General features: G+C 63.4%; 23 protein-coding genes and 2 tRNA genes. 9 read left to right on the top strand and 16 right to left on the bottom strand.

From position 1 onward, the window contains the following. Positions 1-79: 79 nt before the first annotated feature. Positions 80-775, top strand: a complete 696-nt coding sequence (locus Q1J79_RS16285; RefSeq protein ID WP_300302445.1) for a TetR/AcrR family transcriptional regulator — start codon at positions 80-82, stop codon at positions 773-775. Positions 776-913: 138 nt separating this feature from the next. Next, positions 914-2,365, top strand: a complete 1,452-nt coding sequence (gene hydA / locus Q1J79_RS16290; protein ID WP_300302558.1) for a dihydropyrimidinase — start codon at positions 914-916, stop codon at positions 2,363-2,365. A gap of 259 nt (positions 2,366-2,624) precedes the next feature. Here the strand turns inward: hydA and Q1J79_RS16295 are convergent, their stop codons facing one another. From Q1J79_RS16295 to lon, 6 genes are all read right to left on the bottom strand, one after another. After that, entirely contained in the window at positions 2,625-4,049 is a 1,425-nt protein-coding gene (locus tag Q1J79_RS16295) for an HlyD family type I secretion periplasmic adaptor subunit (protein ID WP_300302447.1), read from the bottom strand. Continuing rightward, positions 4,039-6,198, bottom strand: a complete 2,160-nt coding sequence (locus Q1J79_RS16300) for a type I secretion system permease/ATPase (RefSeq protein WP_300302448.1) — start codon at positions 6,196-6,198, stop codon at positions 4,039-4,041. The genes Q1J79_RS16295 and Q1J79_RS16300 overlap by 11 nt, the downstream gene beginning before the upstream one ends. 35 nt (positions 6,199-6,233) lie before the next feature. Continuing rightward, the gene (locus tag Q1J79_RS16305) at positions 6,234-6,461 is read right to left on the bottom strand and encodes a hypothetical protein (RefSeq protein WP_300302450.1); all 228 of its coding nucleotides are present in this window, start codon (positions 6,459-6,461) and stop codon (positions 6,234-6,236) included. A gap of 634 nt (positions 6,462-7,095) precedes the next feature. Beyond that, a tRNA-Val gene (locus tag Q1J79_RS16310) sits at positions 7,096-7,170 on the bottom strand. Positions 7,171-7,272: 102 nt separating this feature from the next. Further along, the gene (locus Q1J79_RS16315) at positions 7,273-7,545 is read right to left on the bottom strand and encodes an HU family DNA-binding protein (protein WP_300302560.1); all 273 of its coding nucleotides are present in this window, start codon (positions 7,543-7,545) and stop codon (positions 7,273-7,275) included. A gap of 25 nt (positions 7,546-7,570) precedes the next feature. After that, positions 7,571-9,985, bottom strand: coding sequence for an endopeptidase La (lon, locus tag Q1J79_RS16320; protein ID WP_300302452.1), 2,415 nt, complete (start codon positions 9,983-9,985; stop codon positions 7,571-7,573). A gap of 129 nt (positions 9,986-10,114) precedes the next feature. On the opposite strand from lon, the gene Q1J79_RS16325 reads away from it, so the two are divergent. Continuing rightward, a complete protein-coding gene (locus tag Q1J79_RS16325) occupies positions 10,115-10,432 on the top strand; it encodes an antibiotic biosynthesis monooxygenase (RefSeq protein ID WP_300302454.1) in 318 nt (105 codons plus the stop codon). A gap of 44 nt (positions 10,433-10,476) precedes the next feature. On the opposite strand, the gene clpX is transcribed toward Q1J79_RS16325, so the two are convergent. Next, on the bottom strand, positions 10,477-11,739 hold the full coding sequence (gene clpX / locus Q1J79_RS16330; RefSeq protein ID WP_300302456.1) for an ATP-dependent Clp protease ATP-binding subunit ClpX: 1,263 nt from the start codon (positions 11,737-11,739) through the stop codon (positions 10,477-10,479). Between the two features lie 253 nt (positions 11,740-11,992). Then, positions 11,993-12,628: an ATP-dependent Clp endopeptidase proteolytic subunit ClpP gene (clpP, locus tag Q1J79_RS16335; RefSeq protein ID WP_300302458.1), complete on the bottom strand. Its 636-nt coding sequence runs from the start codon at positions 12,626-12,628 to the stop codon at positions 11,993-11,995. Between the two features lie 130 nt (positions 12,629-12,758). Here clpP and Q1J79_RS16340 point away from each other — a divergent pair, with 130 nt between their 5' ends. Next, positions 12,759-13,310, top strand: coding sequence for a putative glycolipid-binding domain-containing protein (locus Q1J79_RS16340; protein WP_300302460.1), 552 nt, complete (start codon positions 12,759-12,761; stop codon positions 13,308-13,310). A gap of 62 nt (positions 13,311-13,372) precedes the next feature. Here Q1J79_RS16340 and tig read toward each other — a convergent pair whose 3' ends face one another. The 3 genes from tig to Q1J79_RS16355 all read right to left on the bottom strand — a co-directional run bounded on the left by tig (position 13,373) and on the right by Q1J79_RS16355 (position 15,686). Continuing rightward, positions 13,373-14,695: a trigger factor gene (gene tig / locus Q1J79_RS16345; protein WP_300302462.1), complete on the bottom strand. Its 1,323-nt coding sequence runs from the start codon at positions 14,693-14,695 to the stop codon at positions 13,373-13,375. 101 nt (positions 14,696-14,796) lie between these two features. Further along, positions 14,797-14,881: transfer RNA gene (locus Q1J79_RS16350), tRNA-Leu, on the bottom strand. Positions 14,882-14,981: 100 nt separating this feature from the next. Further along, positions 14,982-15,686 carry a glycosyltransferase gene (locus tag Q1J79_RS16355; RefSeq protein WP_300302464.1) on the bottom strand — a complete coding sequence of 235 codons (705 nt, stop codon included), beginning with the start codon at positions 15,684-15,686 and terminating at the stop codon, positions 14,982-14,984. Positions 15,687-15,886: 200 nt separating this feature from the next. On the opposite strand from Q1J79_RS16355, the gene Q1J79_RS16360 reads away from it, so the two are divergent. Together Q1J79_RS16360 and Q1J79_RS16365 are read left to right on the top strand one after the other, a co-directional pair. Then, positions 15,887-16,141 carry a helix-turn-helix transcriptional regulator gene (locus tag Q1J79_RS16360; protein WP_300302466.1) on the top strand — a complete coding sequence of 85 codons (255 nt, stop codon included), beginning with the start codon at positions 15,887-15,889 and terminating at the stop codon, positions 16,139-16,141. Positions 16,142-16,177: 36 nt separating this feature from the next. Then, positions 16,178-17,914 carry a SulP family inorganic anion transporter gene (locus Q1J79_RS16365; RefSeq protein ID WP_300302468.1) on the top strand — a complete coding sequence of 579 codons (1,737 nt, stop codon included), beginning with the start codon at positions 16,178-16,180 and terminating at the stop codon, positions 17,912-17,914. Here the strand turns inward: Q1J79_RS16365 and Q1J79_RS16370 are convergent. The 4 genes from Q1J79_RS16370 to Q1J79_RS16385 are packed head-to-tail and all read right to left on the bottom strand — an operon-like array spanning position 17,874 to position 22,919. Beyond that, entirely contained in the window at positions 17,874-19,343 is a 1,470-nt protein-coding gene (locus Q1J79_RS16370; protein WP_300302470.1) for an NAD(P)H-hydrate dehydratase, read from the bottom strand. The two genes, Q1J79_RS16365 and Q1J79_RS16370, sit on opposite strands and share 41 nt — an antisense overlap. After that, positions 19,343-20,743, bottom strand: coding sequence for an amidase (locus Q1J79_RS16375; protein WP_300302472.1), 1,401 nt, complete (start codon positions 20,741-20,743; stop codon positions 19,343-19,345). The genes Q1J79_RS16370 and Q1J79_RS16375 overlap by 1 nt, the downstream gene beginning before the upstream one ends. A gap of 16 nt (positions 20,744-20,759) precedes the next feature. Then, positions 20,760-22,145, bottom strand: coding sequence for a cytochrome P450 (locus tag Q1J79_RS16380; RefSeq protein ID WP_300302474.1), 1,386 nt, complete (start codon positions 22,143-22,145; stop codon positions 20,760-20,762). Between the two features lie 9 nt (positions 22,146-22,154). Further along, positions 22,155-22,919 carry an SDR family oxidoreductase gene (locus Q1J79_RS16385; RefSeq protein ID WP_300302476.1) on the bottom strand — a complete coding sequence of 255 codons (765 nt, stop codon included), beginning with the start codon at positions 22,917-22,919 and terminating at the stop codon, positions 22,155-22,157. 95 nt (positions 22,920-23,014) lie between these two features. Here Q1J79_RS16385 and Q1J79_RS16390 point away from each other — a divergent pair, with 95 nt between their 5' ends. Continuing rightward, entirely contained in the window at positions 23,015-24,076 is a 1,062-nt protein-coding gene (locus Q1J79_RS16390) for an alcohol dehydrogenase (protein ID WP_300302477.1), read from the top strand. A 3-nt stretch (positions 24,077-24,079) separates the two neighbouring features. On the opposite strand, the gene Q1J79_RS16395 is transcribed toward Q1J79_RS16390, so the two are convergent. After that, positions 24,080-25,174: an FIST C-terminal domain-containing protein gene (locus tag Q1J79_RS16395; protein ID WP_300302479.1), complete on the bottom strand. Its 1,095-nt coding sequence runs from the start codon at positions 25,172-25,174 to the stop codon at positions 24,080-24,082. A 182-nt stretch (positions 25,175-25,356) separates the two neighbouring features. Here Q1J79_RS16395 and Q1J79_RS16400 point away from each other — a divergent pair, with 182 nt between their 5' ends. Further along, complete coding sequence (locus Q1J79_RS16400) at positions 25,357-25,722, top strand: DUF2147 domain-containing protein (RefSeq protein WP_300302481.1); 366 nt, start codon at positions 25,357-25,359, stop codon at positions 25,720-25,722. Positions 25,723-25,898: 176 nt separating this feature from the next. Next, positions 25,899-26,780, top strand: coding sequence for a sulfurtransferase (locus Q1J79_RS16405; protein ID WP_300302483.1), 882 nt, complete (start codon positions 25,899-25,901; stop codon positions 26,778-26,780). The last annotated feature ends 29 nt before the right edge of the window (positions 26,781-26,809 follow it).

Here is a 26,809-nt window from a genome sequence, read left to right on the forward strand (position 1 = left end):
GAAGTGATCCGCATAAAGAATCTGCACGAGCCGTATGCACTTGCCCGCGACTTGGGCAGAAACGACACGGGAAGAGTGAATGCTTGGCAAACCGACCCGAAAACCTGCGGCCCGCAATCAAGTGGCGAGCGACGGCAACGCCAATGGACCGGCCGGCGCCATCCGGCGCCGCAATGTGGAAAAGATTCTGAAAGCAGCCGAATCCGTCTTTGCCAAGAAAGGCTTCGCCGGTGCCAGCACGGCCGAGATCGCCCGCAAGGCCGGCGTGCCCAAGGCCAACCTGCACTATTATTTCCGCACCAAGCAGGAGCTTTATGCCAGCGTGCTGGATGCCATTTTAGAGGTCTGGCTCGATGCGCTGGACCAGGAAATCCAGCCCGAAGCCGACCCGGCAACCGCCCTGAGCAACTACATCGCGCGCAAAATGGCGGCTTCGCAGCGTTCGCCTGAGCCCTCGCGTCTCTGGGCCATCGAGGTGATCGGCGGCGGCCGCCACGTCCAGCCATTCCTGCGCAACCGCTTGCGCCGCCTGGTAAAAGAGAAAACCACGGTGATCGAAGGCTGGATTGCAGCCGGCAAGCTCAAACCCGTCAATCCAACGCATCTGCTTTTCATGATCTGGGCAATGACGCAGACCTATGCCGATTTCGCCGCCCAGATTGCCGCGGTGCTGGACAAGAAAAGCCTGGATGACGCGGTTTTTGCGACCGGCAGCGAAACGATACGCAGCCTGATTCTTAACGGCCTGGGCGCCCGACAGAAAATCCGGCTCTGAATTTGCCGAAAAACCATGCAGGCCACCGGCCCCTTGCGCAGCCGGATAGCGGAACAGTATCTGGCTCACGATTTTCTTGACCGTTTGGTCAGGTCGTGAATGAATACTGCGTCATCGCAGGGAAAAATGGGGGCTGACATGGCTTTGCTGGTGCGCGGCGGAACGGTGGTGAATGCAGATTGCAGCCAGCGGGCGGATGTGCTCGTCGATGGCGGCATGATCAAGGCGGTTGGCGCCAACCTGGAAGCCCCGTCCGGTAGCGAAATCATTGATGCCGGCGGCGCCTATGTGATGCCGGGCGGCATCGATCCGCATACCCATATGGAGTTGCCCTTCATGGGCACGACCGCGTCGGAGGATTTCTTCTCCGGTACCACGGCCGGCATGGTCGGCGGCACCACCATGATCATCGATTTCGTGATTCCCGATCCACAGGAAAACCTGCTGTCGGCCTTCCGCAAATGGCGAGGCTGGTCGGAAAAGGCGGCTTCGGATTACAGCTTTCACGTCGCCGTCACCTGGTGGGACGAGAGCGTGCATCGCGACATGGGCACGCTGGTACAGGAACACGGCGTTAACAGTTTCAAGCATTTCATGGCCTACAAGAACGCCATCATGTGCGAGGACGAGGTGCTGGTGAACAGCTTCCTGCGCGCCCGTGAGCTCGGTGCGCTGTGCACCGTGCACGCGGAAAACGGCGAACTGGTGTTTCATCTGCAGAAAGAGATTCTGAAAATGGGCATCACCGGCCCGGAGGGGCATCCGCTGTCGCGTCCGCCCGAAGTCGAGGGCGAAGCCGCGAACCGCGCCATCCGCATCGCCCAGGTGCTCAATGTGCCGCTCTATATCGTGCATAATTCCTGCAGGGAATCGGTCGAGGCGATCATCCGCGCCCGCAACGAGGGCCAGCGTGTTTTCGGCGAGGCCCTGGCCGGCCATCTGCTGGTCGATGACAGCGTTTACCGTAATCCCGATTTCGCCACCGCCGCGGCCTATGTGATGAGCCCGCCCTTCCGGCCGAAGGAGCATCAGGATGTTCTGTGGCGCGCATTGCAGGCAGGCCATCTGCAGACTACGGCGACCGATCATTGTTGCTTCTGCGCGGACCAGAAGGCGGCAGGCCGCGACGATTTCACCAAGATTCCGAATGGCACCGGCGGCGTCGAAGACCGCATGCATGTGCTGTGGCATCATGGCGTCAACAAGGGCCGCCTGACGCCGAACGAGTTCGTCGCCATCACCTCGGCCAATGCCGCCAAGATCTTCAACCTCTATCCGCGCAAGGGCGTGATCCAGGCCGGCGCCGATGCCGATCTGGTGGTCTGGGACCCGAAGAAAACCCGCCGCATTTCAGCCAAGACGCATCATCAGAAGATCGATTTCAACATTTTCGAGGGCATGGAGGTCGAGGGCATCAACACCGTGACGATTTCACAGGGCAAGGTCGTCTACAAGGATGGCGATGTGCGCAGCGTGAAAGGCGCCGGCCGTTATATCAACCGGCCGGCCTTCGCGCCCTATTATGCCGCGCTGAACCGCAAGGCTGAACTGGAGCAGCCAAAACCGGTATTACGCAGCGCCGCGGAATAGCCCTGCCGCACTGGCTGGCGACTGAAATGGAAAGACCGACCGCAAGGGAATGAGAAATGGTGGGCGGTGAGCGGATCGAGCCCCCGACATTTTCAATGTAAATAAATCGAGAATATTGTCCTGAGAATACGCATATCGGCCACATGGCTGCCAGGTTCGGTCAATCATGGCCGAAATTGGCCCGTCGCATCACCGACAAACGGCCGTTCATATAGGCGCACAATGTCTTCTGCTTGTCAGCATCTCAACTGACGCTGCGTCAACGCTCCCGCATGCTCTCGTCACGGTACCGCATAATTGGCGACAGCAAATAATCAATAAATCGGCGCTGGTCCGTTTTGATTTCAGCCGTCAGAGCCATGCCGGCGCCAAGGACGAAGCGCTGGCCATCGACGTCGATCCATGCCCGATCCAGGGAGATCCGCGCGGGATAGATCAGGCCGCGTTTTTCATCCGGTACGGCGTCGCGTGAAACCGACGCCACCCTCCCCGGTATGGTTCCGTATTTCGTGAACAGGAATGTTTCCAGCTTGATCTCGACTCCCTGGCCGGGCTGGATAAAGCCGATATCGCGGTTCTGCAGCATAATTTCTGCTTCCAGCCCATCGCCATCTGGCACGATCGCGAGCAGGGGCTGGGCTGGCGTGACGACGCCGCCGATGGTGTGGATCGCCAATTGCTGCACTACGCCATCCAGGGGGGCAGCAAGGGTTTGCAGGTCGTGCCGCTGTTCGGCTTTCAGAACTTCTTCTTCAAGCGACGAGACCTTCCGCATCGTCTCGTTACGCTGGCTGCGGACATCCCGCAGATATTCGGACTGGACCTGCTGCCTCTGCCGGCGTATGGCCTGCAGCGCCGCCTGGGCTTCTTCCCGCTTAAACCGTAATCCGCGCTGTTCATGCTCCATTTCAACGAGCTGCTGCTGCAGCTCCAGCGCTGTCAGGCGGGAGCCAAAGCCCTTGTCCGCCAGCTCGGTCCGGGCATTCGTGCGTTGCCGCAGCAGAGGTATGGCCTGTTCCAGCCTGTGAATTGCCACTTCCACCGATTTGTATTCGGCCTCGCGGCGTTCACGCTCCGCATCCAGTCCGGCCAGCCGCGCCATATGCTCGTCTGCCTGATTGGCTAGCCAGGCCCGCTGCAACTCAACCAGCTCGCGTGGCGTGCCTGGCGGCGCCTTGAAATGCCGCATTGGCTCGTCGGGATGAAGCGCCGCGTCCAATCGCGCCGCATCCGCACGCGCCGCGACCAGGTCGGCGATCAGGCGCCGCATGTCGGCACCGGCGGATGTCGGATCGAGTTCCACCAGCACATCGCCCGTCTTCACTGACTGTCCGTCCCGCACATGGATCGCCCGTACGACGCCGGTTTCCAGCGGCTGTATCACTTTGGTTTTACCCGCCGGGATCGTCCGACCATCAGCGATTGCAACGACATCGAGCCTGCCGATGAACGACCAGGCCAGACCAATCACAAGCAATGCAGTCAGCGCCAGCAGCGTGATTCGCGCCGTTGGCGAGGCTGGCGTCTCCAGAACCTCAAGCGCGGCGGGCAAAAAGTCGATTTCGTCGCGCCGGCGCCGCGGCAGCGGCGGTCTCTGCCGCTCAAGCTGCCAGGCCGTTTTCGCAACAACGGCAGCATGCCTGACGCCGGCCCAGATCGATGCGAGGCGCGGGCTATATAGCATGGAGCCCACCAGCCTGCTGACGCATCATGGCGGCAAATCGCCCGCCCTGGCGCAGCAGTTGCTCGGGCGGGCCATCCTCTATCACTTGCCCGTTTTCGACCGTGATGATCCGATGGGCCTGCCGCACGGCGGACAGGCGATGGGCGATGATCAGGACCGTACGGCCCTGGCAAATCCGCTCCATGTTGGCCTGGATAGCCGCCTCAGACTCTACATCCAGGGCACTGGTCGCTTCATCGAAGATCAGTACGCGAGGATTGGTGATCAACGCGCGCGAAATGGCCACGCGCTGACGCTGTCCACCTGAAAGGGTCGAGCCGCGTTCGCCCACCACGGTATCGTAACCCTGCGGCAGGCTCATGATGAAATCATGCGCGCCGGCCAATTGCGCGGCCGCGATCACCCGATCAAGCGGCAGCCCGGGGTCGGCCAGGGCGATATTGTCGCGAACGGTGCCTGTGAACAGCGTGCTTTCCTGAAGCACGACGCCGATCATCCGCCGCAACGCGCTCGGATCTACCTGCGCGAGATCCAGGCCGTCCATGGCGATGCGGCCTGCCTCGGGCATGTACAGGCGCTGCACCAGCTTGGCAAGCGTGCTTTTGCCCGATCCCGACGGACCGACGATACCGACCACCTGCCCGGCGGGAATCTGCAGCGACAGATTGCGAAGAACCTCCGGCCCATCGGGGCGGTAGCGGAAAATGACGCGGTCGAACACGATCCAGCCTTTCAGACCTGGCAGGGACTGCCGGCCTGCGCTCAATCCGCCTTCGGTTCTGGTGTTGAGAATGTCTCCCAAGCGCTCGATCGAAAGCCGGGCCTGCTGGAAATCCTGCCAGAGCTGGGCGATGCGCAGGATCGGCCCGCTGACCCGGGCCGACAGCATGTTGAACGCAACCAGTTCTCCAACCGTGAGATCACCATCGATCACGAGCTTCGCGCCGGCCCATAATGTGGCAGCAACGACGATCCGGCTGATCATCTGCGCCGTTTGGCTGGCTATGTTGGCCAGGTTGCCGACGCGGAACGCCGCCCGCACATAGGCGGCCAGCAATTCCTCCCAGCGGCGCTGCACCAGCGGCTCGATTGCCATGGCTTTTACCGTCTCGATGCCGCCGATGCGCTCTACCAGGAAGGACTGGTTTTCCGAACCGCGTGCGAATTTCTCATCGAGGCGCCGCTTCAATACCGGCGTCACCAGAACTGAAATAACAATATAGAACGGCACTGCGGCCAGGCATATCCATGTCAGCAGCGGGCTGTACAGGAACATGACGGCGACGAAGACGAAGGTGAAAAACAGGTCGAGCGCCGCCGTCAGGGTCGAACCGGTCAGAAAAGTTCTGATATTTTCCAGTTCACGCACCCGCGCCACGCTGTCGCCTACCCGACGCGCCTCGAAATACGACAGCGGCAGAGCCATCAGATGACCAAAAAGCCGGGCGCCCAGCTCAAGGTCGATACGGTTCGTCGTATGCGAGAACAAATACGTTCTCAGTACGCCGAACACGGTCTCGAACACGGCCAGCATCAGCAGGGCGAAAACCAGCACGTCCAGGGTGGAGAGGGAGCGATGCACCATCACCTTGTCGATCACCACCTGGAACATCAGCGGCGAGACCAGAGCCAGGATCTGGATGATGAAGGAGGCCAGCAGGACTTCGCCGAACATCCTGCGGTATTTCACCACCGCCGGAATGAACCAGGAGATATCGAAGCGCCGCTGCGAACCGGCCAAGTCTGCGCGAGTGGTAATCAGGATCAGTTCGCCGGTCCAGTCCCGCTCGAAGTCTTCCCGCCCGCGCGACACCGGGCGGCCATCATGCCCTTCGGCGAGCAGGACCTCGTCCCGCCCTCCCTGGTTGCGGAAAGCCGCCAGCACGACAAAGCTGCCATCTTTCCGGCATGCGATGGCTGGTAACGGCGTGTGCCGCAGCTTGTCCCACCGGCTGCTGACGCGGCGGATTTTCACGCCAAGCTGGCGACCGGCGCGAACGAGTTCGTCCGGAGCAATCAGGCGATCGGCATGGCCATAACGATGAGCCAGTTGGCCAAGGTCGACAGCCTGACCGAGCACCCGCATCACCAGGGCGAGACACGACAATCCGCTGTCAGGCCCCAGCGGCATAGAGCCCGGTGCCGCCACCGAATATTCGTCGGCGCCCTGCCCGTGCGGGGCCGTCATGTCCAGGTCGTCGTAAAGATCGGCGCCAGATCATTGGCAACCTGCGGATCCAGCACGAACTGGCCGGCCGCCAGCGCGGCATAGGCAGCCATCGCATCCACCGGCGCCAGCACGTTGCCCGCATCGCCATTCAGCGCGTCATTGCCCGCCAGGCCGCGTAACTCATCCGCATCCGCGGTGCCACTGAGAGCATTATCGGTTGCATCGCCGGTAATCGTCGCCACGGCAGTCCCCCCTCAATGGCTGCGACTCGCACGAATCGCTCAGGATGCATTCCCCAACCTTTCTGCAACCTTTTGCCGAGAGTCAACTTCCCATAGTGGTGGAAACATTAAATTCATACCTCTTCGCGGGTATTTCTCCGCCTGTCGCATTGCAGCAACGAGGGCGAATCCGGGCGGTCGGAAATTTGGACGCGCCTGGTTGAAGCATTGCCTGTCGCGTGTGACATGCCTCCGATTGCGGGCGCCACGCCGGCCGAAGCCTATCCTGAAAAACCTGCTGAGGAGATAAACCAGCTTTGCCTCCGAGCCACGGGCTGATCCACCGCGCACTGAATCCTGCCGACCACCGGCGGCATTGTGTATTCCACCGATCACGGCCAATCAGTGTTCAAGTGTCTGAAGGAAAAGGCTGACAGCCATAGCAGGATGTCTTGTGCACGATCGGTGCGGAGAACATGAAGACGCTGAAGAATTTGCCGAATGAGCCGATCGTGGATTTCTCGCTTCAGCGGTATGCCTCTTTGCGGAGGCGGACCCGCCTTGGGAGCAATCGAATCCGTTATCGGCCGCCAAGGCCAGAAAAGGCCTACACAGTATCCATTTGTCGCCAAATCGGTGGGGGAGTCCTGAAAAATGGTGGGCGGTGAGAGGGTCGAACTCCCGACATCCTCGGTGTAAACGAGGCGCTCTACCACTGAGCTAACCGCCCGCAGGGCCGCCGCTGGAATCCAGCGCCGAAACCCGGGCTCTATAGCAGATCGGGCCTGGTATCGCTACCGGGCCCGATGCAAATCGACGCGGAGCCGGCTGTTCAGCCGACCGCCTCTTTCAGGGTTTTACCGGCACGGAATTTCGGCTGCCGGGTCGGCGGCAGATCGATCCGCTCGCCGGTGCGCGGGTTGCGCCCCGGACTGGCGGCGCGTGTGCCGACGAAGAAGCTGCCAAAGCCGACGATCCGCACCTCCTCGCCGCGGCGCATGGCCTCGGTGATGAGTTCGAACACCGCCTCGACGGCGCGTTCGGCCTGTTCCTTGCTGAGGCCAGCGGTGTCGCGCACCTGGGCCATCAGATCCTGTTTGTTCACGCTGCCGCCCTCCGGGACAATGCGGTCAGTGCTTGACCATGCCTTCGCGATCACCCTCTGCTTCGGGTTCGACCACGGCAGGCTTGTTCAGATCGTCAACGTCGTTCCACTCAATTGGTTTCAATTCGGCGACAAGGGCGTGTTTCAGCACCTCCTCGCAGGTCGAAACCGGTATGATCTCGAGGCCCTTTTTGACATTGTCAGGGATCTCGACCAGATCCTTCTCATTCTCCTTCGGGATCAGCACCATCTTGATGCCGCCGCGATGCGCGGCCAGCAGCTTTTCCTTCAGGCCGCCGATCGGCAGCACGCGGCCGCGCAGCGTGACCTCGCCGGTCATCGCCACGTCCTTGCGCACCGGAATGCCGGTCAGCACCGAAACGATCGAGGTGACCATCGCCACGCCGGCCGAGGGACCGTCCTTGGGCGTGGCGCCCTCGGGCACATGGATATGGATGTCACGCCGGTCGAAGATCGGCGGCTTGACGCCGAAGGCAACCGCACGCGACCGCACATAGGAGCGGGCCGCCTGTACCGATTCCTGCATCACCTCGCCCAGCTTGCCGGTGATGGTCATGCGCCCCTTGCCGGGCAGCATGACGGCTTCGATGGACAGCAACTCGCCACCCACCTCGGTCCAGGCCAGACCGGTGGTGGTGCCGACCAGGTCTTCCAGCTCCGCCTCGCCATAGTGGAAGCGGCGCACGCCGGCATACTTGTCGAGGTTCTTTGACGTGACCTTGATCGACTTCACGCCCTTCGACAGGATTTCCTTCACCGCCTTGCGGGTCAGATTGGCCAGTTCGCGTTCTAGCGAACGCACGCCGGCCTCGCGGGTGTAGTACCGGACCAGGTCGCGCATGGCATCGTCAGTGATCGACCACTCGCCCTTCTTCAGGCCAGCCGCCTTGATCTGCTTGTCCAGCAGGTGGCGCTTGCAGATCTCGATCTTCTCGTCCTCGGTATAACCGGGGATGCGAATGATCTCCATGCGATCCAGCAGCGGCTGCGGCATGCGCAGGCTGTTGGCCGTGCAGATGAACATCACGTCAGACAGGTCGTAGTCGACCTCAAGATAATGATCGCTGAAGGTGCTGTTCTGCTCGGGATCGAGCACTTCCAGCAGCGCCGAGGACGGATCGCCGCGGAAGTCCTGCCCCATCTTGTCGATTTCGTCGAACAGGAAGAGCGGGTTGTTGGTCTTTGCCTTCTTCATCGACTGCACGACCTTGCCGGGCATCGAGCCGATATAGGTGCGGCGATGGCCACGGATTTCGGCCTCGTCGCGCACGCCGCCAAGCGACACGCGCACAAAATTGCGGCCGGTGGAGCGCGCAATCGACTTGCCGAGCGATGTCTTGCCTACGCCAGGCGGACCGACTAGGCACAGGATCGGCCCCTTCAGCTTGCCGGAGCGCTGCTGCACGGCGAGATACTCAAGGATACGCTCCTTGACCTTCTCCAGGCCATAATGGTCGTCGTTCAGCACCTTTTCGGCGTTCTTGATGTCCTTCTTGATCTTGCTGCGCTTGCCCCACGGGATCGACAGCATCCAGTCGAGATAGTTGCGGATAACGGTCGCCTCGGCTGACATCGGGCTCATCGAGCGCAGCTTCTTGACCTCGGCTTGCGCCTTTTCGCGCGCCTCCTTGGACAGCTTGGTCTTCTTGATGCGCAGTTCGATCTCGGCCACCTCGTCGCGGCCTTCCTCGCCCTCGCCCAGCTCCTTCTGGATCGCCTTGAGCTGTTCGTTCAGGTAATACTCGCGCTGGGTCTTCTCCATCTGCCGCTTGACGCGTGAGCGGATCTTCTTCTCGACCTGCAGCACGCCGATCTCGCCTTCCATCATGGCGTAGACGCGCTCAAGGCGCTCCACCACGTTGGCGATTTCCAGCAGTTCCTGCTTGTCGCTGATCTTGATGGTCAGGTGCGAGGCGACGGTATCCGCCAGTTTGGAGGCATCGTCGATCTGGTTCAGCGACACCAGCACCTCGGGCGGAATCTTCCGGTTCAGCTTCACATACTGCTCGAACTGGTTGATCACCGAACGCGACAGCGCTTCGGTCTCGCGGCCCTCGCCGGAATCGTCAGTGACGAACTCGGCTTCCACCTGGAAGAAATCGGGGTTGTCGTTGAACTTGACGATCCGGGCGCGCTGGCTGCCCTCGACCAGCACCTTCACGGTGCCGTCGGGCAGGCGCAGCAGCTGCAGCACCGAGGCAACGGTGCCGACGGTGTGGATGTCTTCCGCGTTGGGGTTATCCTGGCCAGCATTCTTCTGGGCGACGAGCAGGATCTGCTTATCGTCCTTCATGACATCCTCGAGCGCCCGCACCGACTTCTCGCGACCGACAAAGAGCGGCACGATCATGTGTGGGAATACGACGATGTCCCGCAGCGGCAGGACTGGAAATACTTGGGCGCGAGGCGATGTAAACATGCGGCTTTCATCCTGAAGGACGGCGCCGGAAGCCCGGCTGTGGGCATCCCTTTGCCGCCTGACAGAGGTTAAGATGGGAACTCCCGCAAGGTCCGTCAAGGCACGGTGGCACCACACAGGAACACGAAGATGACACAACCCGAGTCGAATGCCGCCGGCATCCTGGAAACAGCCCTGCTCGACGTGCGCCACGGCCAGGAAACCGCTTTCGAATCCGCCCTGCAGCAGGCCCTGCCACTGATCCGGCGCCAACCCGGCTGCCAGCGGGCGGAAGTCCGGCCCTGCCTGGAAAACCCCCGGCGCTACCTGCTGCTGGTGTACTGGGCCACATTGGCCGACCACGAACAGGGGTTTCGCCGCAGTACCGATTACCAACGCTGGCGGGCGCTACTGCACGGATTCTACGAGCCTTTTCCGACCGTGGAACATTTCGGGCCGCCCCTTTGACGGTAGCGGCCCGCTGTGATGAGGGTTAACAGGCGCCAGGCCGTTCAGGCGCTGACGTCTTCCTGCTTACGGTCGGCGTAGATCAGCAGCGGCTTGGCGCGGCCCTCGACCACATCGGGGGAGATCACCACCTCCTCGACGCCGTTCATGTTCGGCAGGTCGAACATCGGGTCGAGCAGGATGGCCTCCAGGATCGAGCGCAGGCCACGGGCGCCGGTCTTGCGGGCAATCGCCTTGCGGGCGACGGCGGCCACCGCCTCGTCCGAGAAGGTCAGCTTGACGTCTTCCATCTCGAACAGACGCTGATACTGCTTGATCAGGGCATTCTTCGGCTTGCTCAGGATGTCGACCAGCGCGGCCTCGTCCAGATCGTGCAAGGTGGCGATCACGGGCAGGCGGCCGATGAATTCCGGGATCAGGCCGAATTTGAGCAGATCGTCCGGCTCGACTTCGGCCAGGATCTCGCCCGAACGGCGTTCATCCGGGCCACGCACATCGGCGCCGAAGCCGATCGAGGTGCCTTTGCCGCGGCCGGCGATGATCTTTTCCAGGCCGGCGAAGGCGCCGCCGCAGATGAACAGGATATTGGTGGTGTCGACCTGCAGGAATTCCTGCTGCGGATGCTTGCGGCCGCCCTGCGGGGGCACCGAGGCAACGGTGCCTTCCATGATCTTCAGCAGGGCCTGCTGCACGCCCTCGCCCGACACGTCACGGGTGATCGAGGGATTGTCCGACTTGCGGCTGATCTTGTCGACCTCGTCGATATAGACAATACCGCGCTGCGCCCGCTCAACATTGTAGTCGGCCGATTGCAGCAGTTTGAGGATGATGTTCTCGACATCCTCGCCCACGTAACCGGCCTCGGTCAGCGTGGTGGCGTCGGCCATGGTGAAGGGCACTTCCAGGATGCGGGCCAGCGTCTGGGCCAGCAGGGTCTTGCCGCAGCCGGTCGGACCAACCAGCAGGATGTTTGACTTGGCCAGTTCGACGTCGTTGTTCTTGCCGCTGTGGCCGATGCGCTTGTAGTGGTTGTGGACCGCGACCGCGAGCACCTTCTTGGCGTGGTTCTGGCCGATCACGTAATCGTCCAGCACCCGGCAGATTTCCTGCGGGGACGGCACTCCGTCCCGGGTCTTCACCAGAGCCGACTTGTGCTCTTCACGGATGATATCCATGCAGAGCTCCACGCACTCGTCGCAGATGAACACCGTCGGACCGGCGATCAGCTTGCGCACCTCGTGCTGGCTCTTGCCACAGAACGAGCAGTACAGAGTGTTTTTGGAGTCACCGCCGCTCAATTTAGTCATACCTGCTCCACTGAGCGGGCCGGCGCCGGGCGACGCAGGCCCTATTCCATCGAATCGTCATCATAAGGAACCGGCGTCCCCTGCACAACGGACATAGGGGGAAACAGGGGCCATCCGGCGGGCGGCGAACCGTCACATTACCATGATTTAACGCAGTTAGCCTGTCAGACAACCAGGGCGGAGGCTCCCGGACCGCCGGTCCGACGGGGGCCCCGGGGCAGCGCCCGCCTGGCCAGGGACTTCAGTCCGGGGATCAGGCCTTCTTGCCGGCCGCGGCTTCAGGCCGGCGATCGACCACCTCGTCCACCAGACCGAATTCCTTGGCCTCGGACGGGGTCATGAAGCGGTCGCGTTCCATCGCCTCCTCGATCACGGCGATATCCTGGCCGGTATGGCGGGCATAGATGCCGTTCAGGCGGGCCCGCATATCAAGGATTTCCCTGGCATGGATCTCGATATCGGCGGCCTGGCCCTGGAACCCGCCGGAGGGCTGGTGGATCATCACCCGGGCGTTGGGCAGGGAATACCGCATGCCCTTTTCGCCGGCGGCCAGCAGCAGCGAGCCCATCGAGGCGGCCTGGCCGATGCACAGGGTGCCGATCTTGGGGCGGACATACTGCATGGTGTCGTAGATCGCCATGCCGGCCGTCACCAGACCGCCCGGGCTGTTGATGTAGAACGAGATTTCCTTGTTCGGGTTCTCGGCTTCCAGGAACAGCAGCTGGGCCGTCACCAGCGCCGCAACCTGGTCGTTGACCGGGCCGACCAGGAAGATGATGCGTTCCTTGAGCAGCCGGGAGTAGATGTCATAGGCGCGCTCACCCCGATTGGTCTGTTCGACCACCATCGGAACCAGCATGTTCATGTAAGTATCGACCATCTTTTCCATGACGCGCCCTGAAATACGAGGAATGTTGCTGCCATAATGTGGCGCAGACCTGTGCTTCCTTCAATGGCCGGCAGGACGGAACCTGCACCGGTAGCGGCCAGTTGGTGTGGCACCTGACTGGGAGGTTGCCATGGCAGATTTGGCATTCTGGGAATGCCTGTACACACCGGGGCACGATGCCGCCTGCCTGATCCGCCAGGGCGTGGAGGGCTGGCTTCTGCATGGCACCGCCGTGTTCCGTCACGAGGCCGGACCCGCCCGTGTCAATTACACCGTCGAACTGGATGGGGCATGGCGGACGATACGCGGTACCGTGCGAGGGTATCTGGCAGACCGCCCCGTCGACCATGTCATCGAGCGTCAGCCTGGCGGCTGGCATCTCGATGGCCGGCGGGTCGAGGGGCTGGATCATCTCGTCGATCTCGATTACGGCTTCACCCCCGCCACCAACATGCAGCAATTGCGCCGCGCGGCGCTCCAGCCCGGCCATACGCTCGATCTGCCAGCCGCATGGTTCGACCTGGGCATGACAAGCCTGATCGAGCTGCCGCAACGCTACACCTGCCGGGACGCTGCGACCTATCACTACGAGTCACCAGCGGCTTCCTATGAGGCGATTCTGGAAATCGCGCCGAACGGCTTCGTGAGAACCTATCCGCATTTGTGGCGGATGGCGCCTTAAGCTGAAAAAGAAAACGCCAGGACTGGCCCGGCGTTTCCATGATCAGCGCGGCGATCGGCAGATCAGGCGACCTGCTCGGCTTCCTTCTGCAGCTCTTCCTTCGAGACCGGCTTGTCGGTCACGGTGGCCATCTCGATGATGAAATCCACAACCTTGTCCTCGAAGATCGGGGCGCGCAGGCTCTGGGCGGCTTCCGGGTTCTTCTGGAAGTATTCCATCACCTGGCGCTCCTGGCCAGGGAAGCGGCGGGCCTGCTCGATCATCGCACGGGTGATTTCGTCCGGCTTGACCTCGATATTGTTGACCCGGCCAACTTCCGACAGCAGCAGGCCGAGGCGGATGCGACGCTCGGCGATCTTGCGGTATTCGGTCTTCAGTTCGTCCTCGGTCTTCTTCTCTTCCGCCAGCTCGGCATCGAAGCGGGCCTTGTCGGCCGTCACTTCGCCCCAGATCTGGTTGAACTCCAGATCAACCATGCCTTCCGGCACGGCGAAGCCGTGCTGTTCGGCCAGCTGGTCGAGCAGGCCGCGCTTCAGCTTCATGCGCGACAGGCTTTTGTATTCCTGGCCCAGATCGCGCTTGATGTTGTCCTTCAGCTCCTGCAACGAAGCGAGGCCAAACCGCTTGGCGAATTCGTCATCCAGCGTCACGGCCTGGCCGCCGCGCACTTCCTTCACCGTGCAGGCGAATTCCGCCGGCTTGCCGGCCAGTTCGGCATTGCCATAGGCCTCGGGGAAGGTGACCGTCACAGTCTTCTGGTCGCCGGCCTTCAGGCCAGCCAACTGGTCCTCGAAACCCGGGATGAAGGTGTTGGAGCCCAGCACCAGCGGATAATCATTGGCGGCGCCGCCTTCAAACTTCTCGCCATTCACGCTGCCGACGAAGTCGATCACGATCTGGTCACCCTTCTCGGCGGCGCGCTCGACCTTCTCGTAGGTCTTCTGCTGTTCCGAGAGGCGGGTCAGGAATTCGTCAACCTCGGCATCGGCCGGTTCGACCACCAGACGTTCCAGCTTGATCGCCTTAAAATCGCCGGTCTCGATATCAGGCAGCACCTCGATGGCGATGGTGCATTCGAAATCCTTGCCCTCTTCGAAATTCTGGATATCGACCTTGGGCTGCATGGCGGGGCGCAGCTTGTTGTCTTCCAGCGTCTTCTGCAGGGCAGAATTGACGCTTTCTTCCATCGCCTCGCCCAGCAGGGCACGGCCATACTGCTTCTTGATCAGCGCCGCCGGCGCCTTGCCCGGGCGGAAGCCCGGCATGTTGACCTGCCCGCGCAGGGTTTCAAGCTTGGCGTTGACGGTGCCTTCCAGCGCGGCGGCGTTGATCACCACCTTGTATTCGCGCTTCAGGCCCGAGGCGCTGATTTCCGTGATCTGCATGACCGAAATACCTGTCTCTCGCTAAATTCCGTTGCGCCGCCCGCCCGTCTCGCGGACTTGGCATCTCGCGGGTCTGGCCGGCGGCGGGGCGCCGGGGGATCTGGTGCGGGCGGAGGGACTTGAACCCACACGCCTTGCGGCACAGGAACCTAAATCCTGCGTGTCTACCAGTTCCACCACGCCCGCTTCCCGCACCGGGGGCCGGCGCGAAGGCGCAGTCTATAGCATGTGAAAACCGGGGATGCGAGGCTTTTGCGGGGTTTTCCCGCACCCCGCACCCTGACGATTAACCTGCTGCTTTGGCTGGCTTTTTCGCCCCCGCCTGATCGCAGTGGTTCATCAGATGGCGCTCGTCCAGCCATTCCTTGGCATAGGAGCAATCGCGGAAATCGTCATAGTAGGGCCCACCGATCGTGTAATGCACGATGGAGACGTCCTTTTCGAAGGGGTCGTAATCGGCCAGGTGGTTCCAGCGATGCGGGATCTCGCCGATCAGGTTGTCGTTACCCAGCCATTTGAACTGGTGCAGTTCCAGCCCGGTGGCGGAATTGACGTAATCGGGGGTCAGCGCCGTGCATTTGGCGCAGTTGAACAGCATCACGCTGGACCAGTTCTTCTTCTCGTATTTGGTTTGCGCCTTGCCGAGGAACTTCACGTCTTCCTTGGGCACGTGGTGGTGCTTGACCACCTGCACGGCGTAGCGGTCGTCGCGCAGCGCCCACAGCTTGGCGATGTCGTCCAGCACCAGCATGTCGTCGTCCATGAAGATCGCCCAGTCCTGGAAGCCGGCCAGGTAAGGCGTCAGGAAGCGCGAGAAGGAAAAGTCGGTCGACTGCAGCTCGTGGCGCGGCCGGGTGTAGATGCCTTCCAGCTGGTTCAGCGCCAGATGGGTGATGGCGACCGGCTTGGAGGCGCGGCGGTTGATGCTGAGGGCTGCGACGCTGGAAACCACCGGGGCGGCGCGGCTGTAACCGATGAAGACACGGATCATCTGGATTCTCTCGATTGCCTGGATATGCACTACAGCATCTCCCCTACCGGAGCGTTAAGGGCTCCGCGTTGATCCGGCGCAAAGGCGGGCCATATTCAGACTATGATTTATTATATATAAATATTGATATAATTTACATTATATTGACTATCCATTATAGCTTTACCATTATACTAAACATCTAAAAGGACATCTGAAACATGATCACAGGCGCACAGATGCGGGCCGCCCGCGCCCTGATCGGCATCGACCAGCGCAAGCTGGCCGAACTGTGTGGCCTGTCGCTGCCCACGATCCAGCGCATGGAAGCCAGCGACGGCGTCGTGCGCGGCAATGTCGATTCCCTGATGAAACTGGTCACGGCCCTTGAATCCGCCGGCATCGAACTGATCAGCGACAACACCCCCAGCAGCGGCGGCGGACGCGGCGTCCGCCTCCGCGTCACTTTGGGGTAAGCTGCAACCGGGCCATTAACAGAAAGTACGCCCAGCATGACCTCCTCCTCTCGAACGCCTTCTATTCAGTCTACCCCCAGCTTCGCCGAGCTGTTCACGCCAAAGCTGGTGACCATCCTGCGCGAGGGTTATCGACTGGGCGATCTGCGCGCCGACGCGATGGCCGGTCTGACCGTGGCGATCGTCGCCATTCCGCTCTCCATGGCAATCGCCATCGCCTCCGGCGTTACGCCCGACCGCGGCCTCTACACGGCGATCATCGGCGGTTTCCTGATCTCGGCGCTGGGCGGCAGCCGTTTCCAGATTGGCGGCCCCGCCGGCGCTTTCATCGTGCTGGTGGCGGCCACCGTAGAGCGGCATGGCGTCGACGGCCTGGTGCTGGCCACCATGATGTCGGGCGTCTTCCTTCTGGTTGGCGGCTTCCTGCGGCTCGGCACCTATGTGAAATTCATTCCCTATCCGGTGACGGTGGGTTTCACCGCCGGCATCGCGGTCATCATCTTCGCCAGCCAGATTCGCGACCTGCTCGGCCTCACCTTCGCCGGCAAGGAGCCGGGCGAATTGCTGCCCAAGCTGGCTGCCATCGGCGATGCCCTGCCCAGCTTCACGCCACCGGCCGTGGCGCTGGCGCTGCTCACCATCGGCGTAATCGCCGGACTAAAGCGCTGGCAGCCACACTGGCCCGGCATGCTGATCGCCGTCAGCCTGGCGGCGGCGATCACCGGCATCTTCAATCTGCCGGTGGAAACCATCGGCACCAAATTCGGCGGCATCCCGCGCAGTTTGCCGCTGCCATCCCTGCCCGTCTTCTCGCTCGATCTCGCCCGCGCCGTACTGCCCGATGCCATTGCTTTCGCATTGCTGGGAGCCATCGAATCCCTGCTCTCGGCCATCGTGGCCGACGGCATGACCGGCCGGCGGCATCGTTCGAACTGCGAACTGGTGGCCCAGGGGGCGGCGAATATCGGCTCGGCCCTGTTCGGCGGCATCTGCGTCACCGGCACCATCGCGCGCACGGCGACCAATGTGCGTGCCGGCGCGCGCGGTCCGGTGGCCGGCATGCTGCATGCCCTGTTCGTGCTGCTGTTCATGCTGATCGCCGCACCGCTGGCCAGTTACATCCCGCTGGCGGCTTTGGCCGGCGTACTCGCCGTGGTGGCCTGGAACATGGCGGAGAAACATGCCTTCACCACGCTGTTGCGTTCGTCCTGGGGCGATGCGGCGGTGCTGCTGGCCACCTTCCTGCTCACCATCTTCCGCGACCTCACCGAGGGCATCCTGGTCGGCTTCGGCCTGGGCACCCTGCTGTTCCTCAACCGCATGGCGCAGGCCACCACGGTCGACAATCACGTGCCCTATGTGCCCGAAGACAAGGCCGACCACTACAATGGCGGCCGGCGGCGCTACGATCCCACGCTGGCCACCGATCCCGATCTGCTGATCTATCGCATCTCGGGCGCCTTCTTCTTCGGTGCGGCCTCTACCGTTGGCGCGGTGCTGGATCGCATCGCCGACCGGCCGAAGACCTTCATCCTCGATTTCTCGGCAGTGCCGTTCCTCGACTCAACCGCGGCCAACACCATCGAGGGCGTGGCGCGCAAGGCGCAGCGCAGCGGCGTGACCCTGATCCTCACCGGCGTACCCAAGCATGTGCGCCATGTACTGTGGACCCATGGTGTGCATCCGCCGCTGGTCCGGTACAAGCGCTCGATCGATGCCGCGCTGGCCGACCTCAAGCACCCCGATGGCGCAGCCGTGCCAGCGGAAGCCTGACCGCCAGCGGCAGATCATCGGCAATCAGGCCTGGGCCGGCAGTCGTTGCTGCCGCGCCATGCAACCAGACGGCGGCGCAAGCCGCTTCAAATACCGGCATGGCCTGCGCAAGCAATCCGGCGCAGAAGCCGGCCAGCACATCGCCGGCGCCGGCTGTCGCCAGGTCGGGTGGCGCATTGGCATTGATCGCCAACCGGCCATCAGGCGATGCGATCACGGTATCGGCACCCTTCAGCACGATTACCGCCTTGCTGCGCTTTGCCGCCTGCCGCGCCCGCTCGAGCTTGGGCAGCGGCGCCAGATCGGGGAACAGACGGGCGAATTCGCCATCATGCGGCGTCAGGATGCAGGAACCGGCAATCGCCCTGAACAGCGCTTTCGGATCATCGGCAAAACAGGTGAGCGCATCGGCATCCAGTACAACGGCGCGTTTTCTGGCCAGCGCATCGCGCACGGCCTGAGCCGTCGCCGCGCCGGCGCCGTTACCCGGCCCGAGCAGCAGCACATTGCGCCGGGCATCGGCAATCGCATGGCGCCAATCGGGAATGCCCTCGCAGGCCTGACGCATCAACGCATCCGGTCCGCCGCCCTGCAACAAAGCCTCGCGCGGCTGCGCCAGCGTCACCAGCCCCGCGCCGATACGCAGGGCGGCATGGCCTGCCAGCCGTGCCGCGCCGGCCAGCGCGCCGCCGCGCACTAGCACATGGCCGCGGGCATATTTGTGCCCGTCGACGCGCAATGCCGGCAGCGCCGCGCGCCACAAGGCAGGATCGTTCTGCCACTGGCGTGGCTTGATCGCGTTCAGCACATCGGCCGGGATGCCGATATCGGCGACATGCAGATGGCCGCAGAGCTGGCGGCCGGGCAACAGCAGATGGCCGGGCTTGGGCCGGAAGAAGGTGACCGTGCGGGTGGCGCGGATGGCGACACCGCGTGGCTGCCCATCGTCGCCATGCAGGCCGCTGGGCAGATCGACGGCTACGATGGGCTTCCCCGATGCATTCACCGCCTCGACCAGCGCCAGCGCCGCACCGCTCAGGGGTTTGCCGAGGCCCGCGCCGAACAGTGCGTCGACAATCACGTCATGACCGGCAACCAGCGCCGGGGCTGGCATGGCGACAAGGCCGGTCCACTGCTTTGCCATCACTGCGGCATCGCCACGCAAAACCGATACCTCGCCCAGCAGCATCACCGCCACGTTGCGGCCTGCGGCGGCCAGCAGACGCGCCGCCACGAAACCGTCGCCGCCATTGTTGCCCGGGCCACAGAGCACCAGCACGCTGCCATGCGGATGGTGCCGCTGCACCATGCGCGCCACGGCAGCACCCGCCGCTTCCATCAGTTGCTGCCCGGCCACACCGCCGGTGATGGCGCGGTGGTCGGCCTCGGCCATTTCGGCGACGGTCAGCAGGACGGCATTGTCGCTCATCAGAGTGCGGGCCTCTTCCTGTGCCAGTCGGTGGCCGCCTCATAAGCGGCAGCGGCACGCAACACCAGATCGTCGCGATGCATCGGGCCAACCAGCTGCAGGCCGATCGGCAGGCCGGATTGCGAGAAGCCGCAAGGCACCGAGATCGCCGGCTGCTGGGTCAGGTTGAAGGGATAGCTGAACGGCGTCCAGGCCGTCCAATAGGCATCGCCCATGCTCTCCGGCGCCAGCCGTCCGGCCGTGAATGCCAGCACGGCGAGGCTGGGCGTCAGCAGCAGGTCGTATTTTTCATGGAACAGCTTCATCTGCACACCAAGTTTGGCGCGCGCCGTACCGGCCTCGAGATACTGCTTCATGGTGATCGCCGCGCCGGCCTCATAGGTTTTTTTCAGGCCCGGATCGAGCAGACCGAATTTCTCCGGCGGCAGGGTCAGCATCGCGTTATAAGCGCCGGCGAACCAGTGGGTATGGAAGATCTCGACCGGGTCGGCAAAACCCGGGTCGACCTGTTCGACGATGGCGCCCAGAGCCGCCATCTGTTTCGCCGCCGCACCCACGGCGGCGGCGATTTCCGGATCGACCCTGGCATACCCCAGCGTCGGGCTGTAGGCGATCTTCAGGCCCTTCACGCCGCCCGTCAGGGCGGCGGCATAATCCAGGTGGTCGTATGGCAGCACGAACCAGTCGCGTGCATCGGGCCTGGCCATTTCGTTCAGCATCAGCGCCGCATCGCGCACCGTGCGGGTCATCGGACCGAGATGCGCCACCGTGCCGAAGGGGCTGAGCGGCGCCGCCGGCACGCGGCCGAAACTGGGCTTCAGGCCAACGATGCCGGTGAAGCCGGCCGGAATGCGGATTGAGCCGCCGCCATCGGTGCCAACCGCCAGCGGGCCAAGGCCAGCCGCAACCTGCGCCGAGGCGCCGCCGGACGAGCCGCCTGGCGTGGTGTCGAGGTTCCATGGATTGCGCGTGATGCCGGTGAGCGGCGAATCCGTCACACCCTTCCAGCCGAATTCCGGCGAGGTGGTCTTGCCCAGAATCACGCAGCCGGCACCACGCAACCGCGCCGTGACAGGCGCGTCTTCGGCCCAGTCCTGGTTCGGATCAACCGTCTTCGAACCGCGCAGCGTCGGCCAGCCTCTGGTGAGGATGATGTCCTTGATCGAGGCGGGCACGCCGTCGATGGGGCCGAGCGGCTTGCCCGCCTTCCAGCGCGCCTCCGACGCCTTCGCATCACGCAGCGCACTGTCGGGATCGACCAGATTATAGGCATTGACCTTGGGATTGATCGTCTCGATGCGCGCCAGCAAAGCCTGCGTCACCTCCACCGGCGACAGCCGGCCGGACCGGTAGCCATCCGCCATGTCGGCAGCCGGCAGAAAGCACAGATCGTCACGCATTACGGAAACCCCTTGTTCAACGCGGCAGCATGGTCATCGGCAGATCGGGCGATGGCCGCAGGGTGATCTTGGCAACCGGCGCCACCTTCGCGCCCGGCACTAGGCGGGCACGCAATTTCTGCGCCAGCGTGGCAAGGATAATGACGGCCTCGATCATGGCAAAGCCCTGGCCGATGCAGATGCGTGGCCCGGCGCCGAACGGCAGATAGGTATAGCGGCGGCGGCTCGCCGCTTTCCCGGGTGCGAAATTCTCTGGATCGAAGGCATCGGGATTTTGCCAGTACAGGCGGTGGCGATGCATGATCCAGGGCGAGATGATCATCATGGTACCGGCCGGAATATCGATGCGCTCGAATCTGTCGTCGGCGATCGCCTGACGTGCCGTGGTATGGGCCGGCGGATAGAGCCGCAGCGCCTCCTCGATCACCATGCGGGTATAGACCAGCTTGTCGTAATCGGCGTATTGCGCAGGTCGGCCGCCCAGCACGGCATCGAGTTCGGCATGCAGCTTTGCTTCGACAGCCGGCGCGTGGCTCAGCAGATACCAGGTCCAGGCCAGCGCGGTGGCCGTGGTCTCGTGGCCGGCGAGGAAGAAGGTCGCCATCTGGTCGCGCACTTCGCGGTCATCCAGCGTGCTGCCGCTTTCGTCATCGCGCGCCGCCAGCAGCAGGCCGAGCAGGTCGCTGCCCAATTCCCCGCCCTGTGCGGCGCGGTCGCGCCGCCGCTGGATCAGCGTGTTGATGATGGCGTCCATCTCGGCCAGGGCGCGCTGGCCCTCGGCCGCGTCGGGCCGCGGCACCCAGCGCGGCAGGCCCAGCAGGTCGGGAATATTGGGCCGCACGGTCACCTGGTAACGGTCCATCGCCGTGCCCACCGCCGAAACATCGGTACTGGCATCGGCGCCGAACATGGTGCGCGCGATGATATCCAGCGTCAGCAGCATCATCTGCTCGGCCATGTCGACGGTCTGGCCGGCCGGCAGCCTGACGAGCTTGTCGGCCAGGGCAGCGGAATATTCGGTCATGATCTCGGCAAAGCCGGCCAGCCGGCGCGGCTGGAAGATCGGCGCCATCATGCGGCGCTGGCGTTTCCAGTCCGCGCCCTCGCTGGTCAGCAGGCCGTTGCCCAGGCCGGGCTCCAGCATACGCTTGCCGACCGGATCGCGCTCGTAATTCGCCGCATTGTCGAGCATGACATGGCGGATCAACTCGGGATGATTGGCCATGATCATCGGCTTGAACAGCAGCCGATAGACGATGATGTCGCGCTCGAAAGTGTCTTTTGTATAGGTACCGATGGCGTTCTCGCGCAGGGTGCGGACCAGCTGCAGCAGCGGCAGCCGCGCTTCGTGCCGCGTCGGATAGGCCGGAATGAATCCCGCGATGTCGCTGGCCGCAGACATATCGTGCCCTCAGATCGTCGTTGTCATGCCGCCATCGACGACAAGCAGATGACCATTCACATAGGAGGCCGCCGGCGAGGCCAGGAACAGCGCCGCGCCGGCCAGCTCCTCCGGCTTGCCCCAGCGCCGCAAAGGCGTGCGCTCGTTGATGAACTGCACGAATTCAGGCCGGTCGAGCAGCTCGCGGTTGATCTCGGTCTCGAAATAACCGGGCGCGATGGCGTTGCAGGTGACGCCAGCATGACCAAGTTCAGCCGCGAACGATTTGGTCAGGCCGAGCAGGCCATGCTTGGCCGCGGTATAGGCCGGAATGCTGGCGCGCCCCTTGATCGAGAGCACCGAGCCGATATTGATGATGCGGCCATAGCCGCGTTTCGCCATGCCCAGAGCCGCCGCGCGCGACAGGGCGAAAGCGGCGGTGAGATCGACCTCCAGCACCGCGCGCCAGTCATCCAGCGTCACGTCTTCCAGCGGCTTGCGGATATTGATGCCCGCATTGTTGACCAGGATATCGAGCTTGCCATGGGTTTTCTCGATGGCGGCAATGGTTGCCTCGACGGCCGCAGAATCCGAAACATCGAAGACCGCCGTCTCCACCAGCCCGTGTTTGCGTACCACATCGGCGGCGGTGGACAGGGTTTCGGGATGTCGGCCGTTGATCACCATCAGCGCGCCGGCCTCGGCAAACAGCTTGGCGAATTCCAGCCCGAAGCCGCGCGAGGCGCCGGTGATCAGTGCCACCTGGCCGGTGAGGTCGAACAGACGCTGCAGCATGTTCCGCTCCCTTGTCGTTGGCCTGAGTTTAGCGGTTTGGCCGCTGGACTCCAGCCCGCAAGCCTCCCTACCATGACAGCAACAGGAGGAATCCCATGGCCATGCTGCGCTGCTATCAGGTCGCCGAATTCGGCAAACCGCTTGCCGTTGCGGAAAAGCCGCTGCCCGAGCCGACCGGCCGTCAGGTGCTGGTGAAGGTGGAACGCTGCGGGGTCTGTCACAGCGACCTGCATATCTGGGACGGCTATTTCGACCTGGGCGGCGGCAAGAAGGTGGTGGCCGCCAACAATGGCGCGCTGCTGCCGCTTACCCCCGGCCATGAGATCGTCGGCACCGTCGCCGCCGCCGGCCCGGATGCGATATCGGCCAAGGCCGGCCAGCGCCGGCTGGTCTTCCCCTGGATCGGCTGCGGCAGCTGCCCGCCCTGCCGTGACGGCAACGAGCATCTCTGCGCTGGCGCCCAGCAGGCGATCGGCATCTTCGCCGATGGCGGCTATGCCAGTCATGTGCTGGTGCCGGATGAAAAGTATCTGCTCGATATCGGCAATCTTGATCCGGCGCTGGCCGCCACCTATGCCTGCTCAGGCCTGACCGCCTATTCCGCGCTGAAGAAAATCGGCCGGCTGCGGCCCGACCACGACCTGCTGATCGTCGGCGCCGGCGGCGTCGGTCTGAATGCCGTGGCTTTGGCAAAGATCATGACCGGCGTGGCGCCCATCGTGGCCGATCTCGATCCCGCGAAGCGTACCGCCGCCATGCAGCTTGGCGCCAAGGCCGCCATCGATCCGCGCGAGGCCGATGCGGGCAAGACCCTGTTCAAGACCACCGGCGGCGTGATGGCGGCGGTGGATTTCGCTGGCTCGGATGCCAGCTTCGCCTTCGCCTATGCCGCTTTGCGCAAGGGTGGGCATCTGGTCACCGTCGGCCTGCTGGGCGGCCAGGCCACCATTTCCATCGGCCTGCACGTGATGAAGGGCCTGCGCCTGAGCGGCTCTTACGTGGGCAGCCTGATCGAATTGCAGGAATTGCTGCGGCTGGCGCAGCAGACCGCCCTGCCCGCCCTGCCGATCACGGCAGCTCCGCTGGATCAGGCCACGGCATCGCTGGAAAAACTGAAAGCCGGCCTGGTGATCGGCCGCATCGTGCTGGAAGCCTGAGCTTCAGAGGAACAGCGCCAGCACGCCGGTATAGCCGTAGAGCCGCGACTGGGCGATCTCGCCGCCGCAATACATGCCGATCAGCGGCAGATCGGGGAATACCGCCTGGATGCGGGCCAGCTCACCCGGCTCCTGCACGAACTGGTCTTGGCAGCGCGCCATGCAGGAGAACCACAAAGCGCCGCGCGGCATGCGATCGCCGCAGCGGCGTTTGAGGTCGGCCAGCATGCGGTCCATGTCGTGTCCGGCGCTTTCGACATCGCGGCGACAGAAGAACAACTGGTCGCCGTCTTCGATCATCGCGCCGATGGCGATGCCGCCGGCCTGCGGATCGATACCGATGATGTTGCGCACCAGATAATCCGGCCGGTCGGCACCAGTGATCGGCAACCCCACCATCAGGCCATTGGAAAGCTGGCGCAGGTCCTGCAGCGACTGCACGGCAAAACTGTCGCGCAACACGTTGTAGGCCGGCTGGCCGTCGAGTTCGAGGACCACGTTGCCATCGGCAGCCGTCACCATATGCACGTCGCCAAGCTGGGCGCAGCCCTGGGTCAGCGCCGTCAGCACCGGCTGGGCCTGCGAGAAAACGATGCCGGAGACGCCGCCCTCGGTGAGGCTGCCGGCCCATTGCGGGCGCGGGCCACGCGCGGCGATCAGCCCGCCGACCAGATAGGCACCGCAGGCTTCGGCGAAATCCTCGATCAGTTCCGGCAGGGCCGGCACCTGCGGGTCTGCATGCACCACGCCGAGCCAGCCCTGCGGCCGTTCGGTGGGGCGGCGGAACAGTTTCGCGCTGCCGTCCGGCACGGTGCCGACCAGGCAGGCCACCACCGGTTCGTCGCAGTATTCGGTGTCGCCGGCGGCAATGCTGTAGCCGCAGGCGCCAACCATGTCGGCGATACCGGTCGCTTCGCTCAGGCGTTTCAGAATCTGCGGCAGGCGCTCGGCCATGCGGTCGCTGACATAGACGAAGCCGACATTGGCGGATTCGCTGAGCGGCATGAGCTGCAGCAGGCAGCCATCGACCGCCATGCGCCAGTCCTCTGCTGCGCCGACACCGAGACGGAATCGCGCACCCGTGGTCTGCTCGCTCATGCGCTTCTCCTCTGCCCAGACTTCACACTATAATAGTCAGGGCCGTGGCGGGAATGCGTCAAAGGCGAAAAAATGATCTGTGATGGGAGGACGCAATGCAAAAGGCCATATTGACCACCATGTTGCTGGCTGCATCGCTGTCTGTGGCATCCGCCTGGGCAGCCGAACCGGCGGGTGGTCCCGTGGGACGCTGGAAAACCATCGACGACGAGACCAATGCCGAACGCAGCATTGTTGAAATCCGCGAGGTCGGTGGCGAATTGCAGGGTCGCGTGCTGCAGATCTTCTACCGGCCCGATGAAAAACCGGATCCGGTCTGCGAGGCCTGCGAAGGCGACCGCAAGAACCAGCCGGTGGTTGGCATGACCTTCCTGTGGGGCCTGAAGCCCGATGGTGGCAACTGGGCCGGCGGCGCCATCCTCGATCCCAAGAATGGCAAGATCTATAACGCCAAGCTCAGCCTCGCCGAGGATGGTCGCAAGCTGCGGGTACGCGGCTATATCGGCACGCCGCTGCTGGGCCGCACGCAGGTCTGGCTGCGCGAATAACGCGCAGCACTGGCGCTATTTTCGCCCGGCTTTCCGCCGATCCTGACCGAATCCTGAGCAAGCCTGAAGCCGACGACAAGCGCCGGCCTTGGAATCATTGTCGGATTCCCGCTGGCACGCTCCTTGAATTGGATAGACCGTTCCGTCTATGCGGCAATCCACCAGAGGAGCGTGCCATGAGCGGTAGCGTGCTGATTTCCCCTAACGAGCTTTCTGCCCTCACCAGCCTGGGCGGCGTGGTGCTGATCGATACCCGCAGCCCCGAAGCCTACGCCGCCGGCCACCTGCCCGGCGCGGTGAACATCCACGACATCTTCACCTACCTCGCCACCTCGACTCCCGAGGGCGTGGCGGCGATGCGCGAGAAATTCGCCACCGTGTTCGGCAGCGCCGGCCTGTCGGGCACTGAGACCGCCGTGGTCTACGAGCAGTCGATGAACAGCGGTTTCGGCCAGTCCTGCCGCGGCTATGTGCTGCTCAGCTACCTGGGCTATCCGAAGGTGAAGATCCTGCATGGCGGTTATGCCGGCTGGGTCGCTGCCGACCTGCCGGTGACGACCGATCCGGCCTTGCCGGCCCCGAAGACCTTCCCGCTGAGTGCGGCCGGCGCCGGCATCCTGCTTGATCTTGAGGGCATGAAGGCTGCCTTGGCCGACCCGAACGTGGCGATCCTGGATACCCGCGACGTGGATGAATGGATCGGCGAAAGCTCGTCGCCCTATGGCAAGGATTTCTGCCCGCGCAAGGGCCGCATCCCGCGCGCGGTGTGGATCGAGTGGTACCGCATGATGAAGCCGACCGCCGCCGGCCCGATGTTCAAGAGCAAGGAGGAAATCCTCGCCGAATGCGCCACGGTGGGCATCTCGGCCAAGACTCCGGTGGTGCTCTACTGCTTCAAGGGCGCGCGCGCCTCGAACACCCTGGTGGCGCTGAAGGCCGCCGGCATCGACAATGTGCGGCTGTATTTCGGTTCATGGAACGAATGGTCGCGCGACCCTGCCTTGCCTATCGAGACGGGTTTCCCCGGCCCCGTCGCCATGGCTGTGGCCGCTGAGTAAATTCGTTGCGGCATCGGCCGGTTCAACCG

It is taken from the genome of Ferrovibrio sp. (assembly GCF_029255545.1).
In the GTDB taxonomy this organism is placed as follows: Bacteria; Pseudomonadota; Alphaproteobacteria; order Ferrovibrionales; family Ferrovibrionaceae; genus Ferrovibrio.

Coding starts and splice junctions, on each gene's coding strand:
- Q1J79_RS16285 (WP_300302445.1), top strand. CDS start 80: ATGCTTGGCAAACCGACCCGAAAACCTGCGGCCCGCAATCAAGTGGCG.
- hydA (WP_300302558.1), top strand. CDS start 914: ATGGCTTTGCTGGTGCGCGGCGGAACGGTGGTGAATGCAGATTGCAGC.
- Q1J79_RS16295 (WP_300302447.1), bottom strand. CDS start 4,049: ATGCTATATAGCCCGCGCCTCGCATCGATCTGGGCCGGCGTCAGGCAT.
- lon (WP_300302452.1), bottom strand. CDS start 9,985: ATGTTTACATCGCCTCGCGCCCAAGTATTTCCAGTCCTGCCGCTGCGG.
- Q1J79_RS16325 (WP_300302454.1), top strand. CDS start 10,115: ATGACACAACCCGAGTCGAATGCCGCCGGCATCCTGGAAACAGCCCTG.
- clpX (WP_300302456.1), bottom strand. CDS start 11,739: ATGACTAAATTGAGCGGCGGTGACTCCAAAAACACTCTGTACTGCTCG.
- clpP (WP_300302458.1), bottom strand. CDS start 12,628: ATGGAAAAGATGGTCGATACTTACATGAACATGCTGGTTCCGATGGTG.
- Q1J79_RS16340 (WP_300302460.1), top strand. CDS start 12,759: ATGGCAGATTTGGCATTCTGGGAATGCCTGTACACACCGGGGCACGAT.
- tig (WP_300302462.1), bottom strand. CDS start 14,695: ATGCAGATCACGGAAATCAGCGCCTCGGGCCTGAAGCGCGAATACAAG.
- Q1J79_RS16355 (WP_300302464.1), bottom strand. CDS start 15,686: ATGATCCGTGTCTTCATCGGTTACAGCCGCGCCGCCCCGGTGGTTTCC.
- Q1J79_RS16360 (WP_300302466.1), top strand. CDS start 15,887: ATGATCACAGGCGCACAGATGCGGGCCGCCCGCGCCCTGATCGGCATC.
- Q1J79_RS16365 (WP_300302468.1), top strand. CDS start 16,178: ATGACCTCCTCCTCTCGAACGCCTTCTATTCAGTCTACCCCCAGCTTC.
- Q1J79_RS16370 (WP_300302470.1), bottom strand. CDS start 19,343: ATGAGCGACAATGCCGTCCTGCTGACCGTCGCCGAAATGGCCGAGGCC.
- Q1J79_RS16375 (WP_300302472.1), bottom strand. CDS start 20,743: ATGCGTGACGATCTGTGCTTTCTGCCGGCTGCCGACATGGCGGATGGC.
- Q1J79_RS16380 (WP_300302474.1), bottom strand. CDS start 22,145: ATGTCTGCGGCCAGCGACATCGCGGGATTCATTCCGGCCTATCCGACG.
- Q1J79_RS16385 (WP_300302476.1), bottom strand. CDS start 22,919: ATGCTGCAGCGTCTGTTCGACCTCACCGGCCAGGTGGCACTGATCACC.
- Q1J79_RS16390 (WP_300302477.1), top strand. CDS start 23,015: ATGGCCATGCTGCGCTGCTATCAGGTCGCCGAATTCGGCAAACCGCTT.
- Q1J79_RS16395 (WP_300302479.1), bottom strand. CDS start 25,174: ATGAGCGAGCAGACCACGGGTGCGCGATTCCGTCTCGGTGTCGGCGCA.
- Q1J79_RS16405 (WP_300302483.1), top strand. CDS start 25,899: ATGAGCGGTAGCGTGCTGATTTCCCCTAACGAGCTTTCTGCCCTCACC.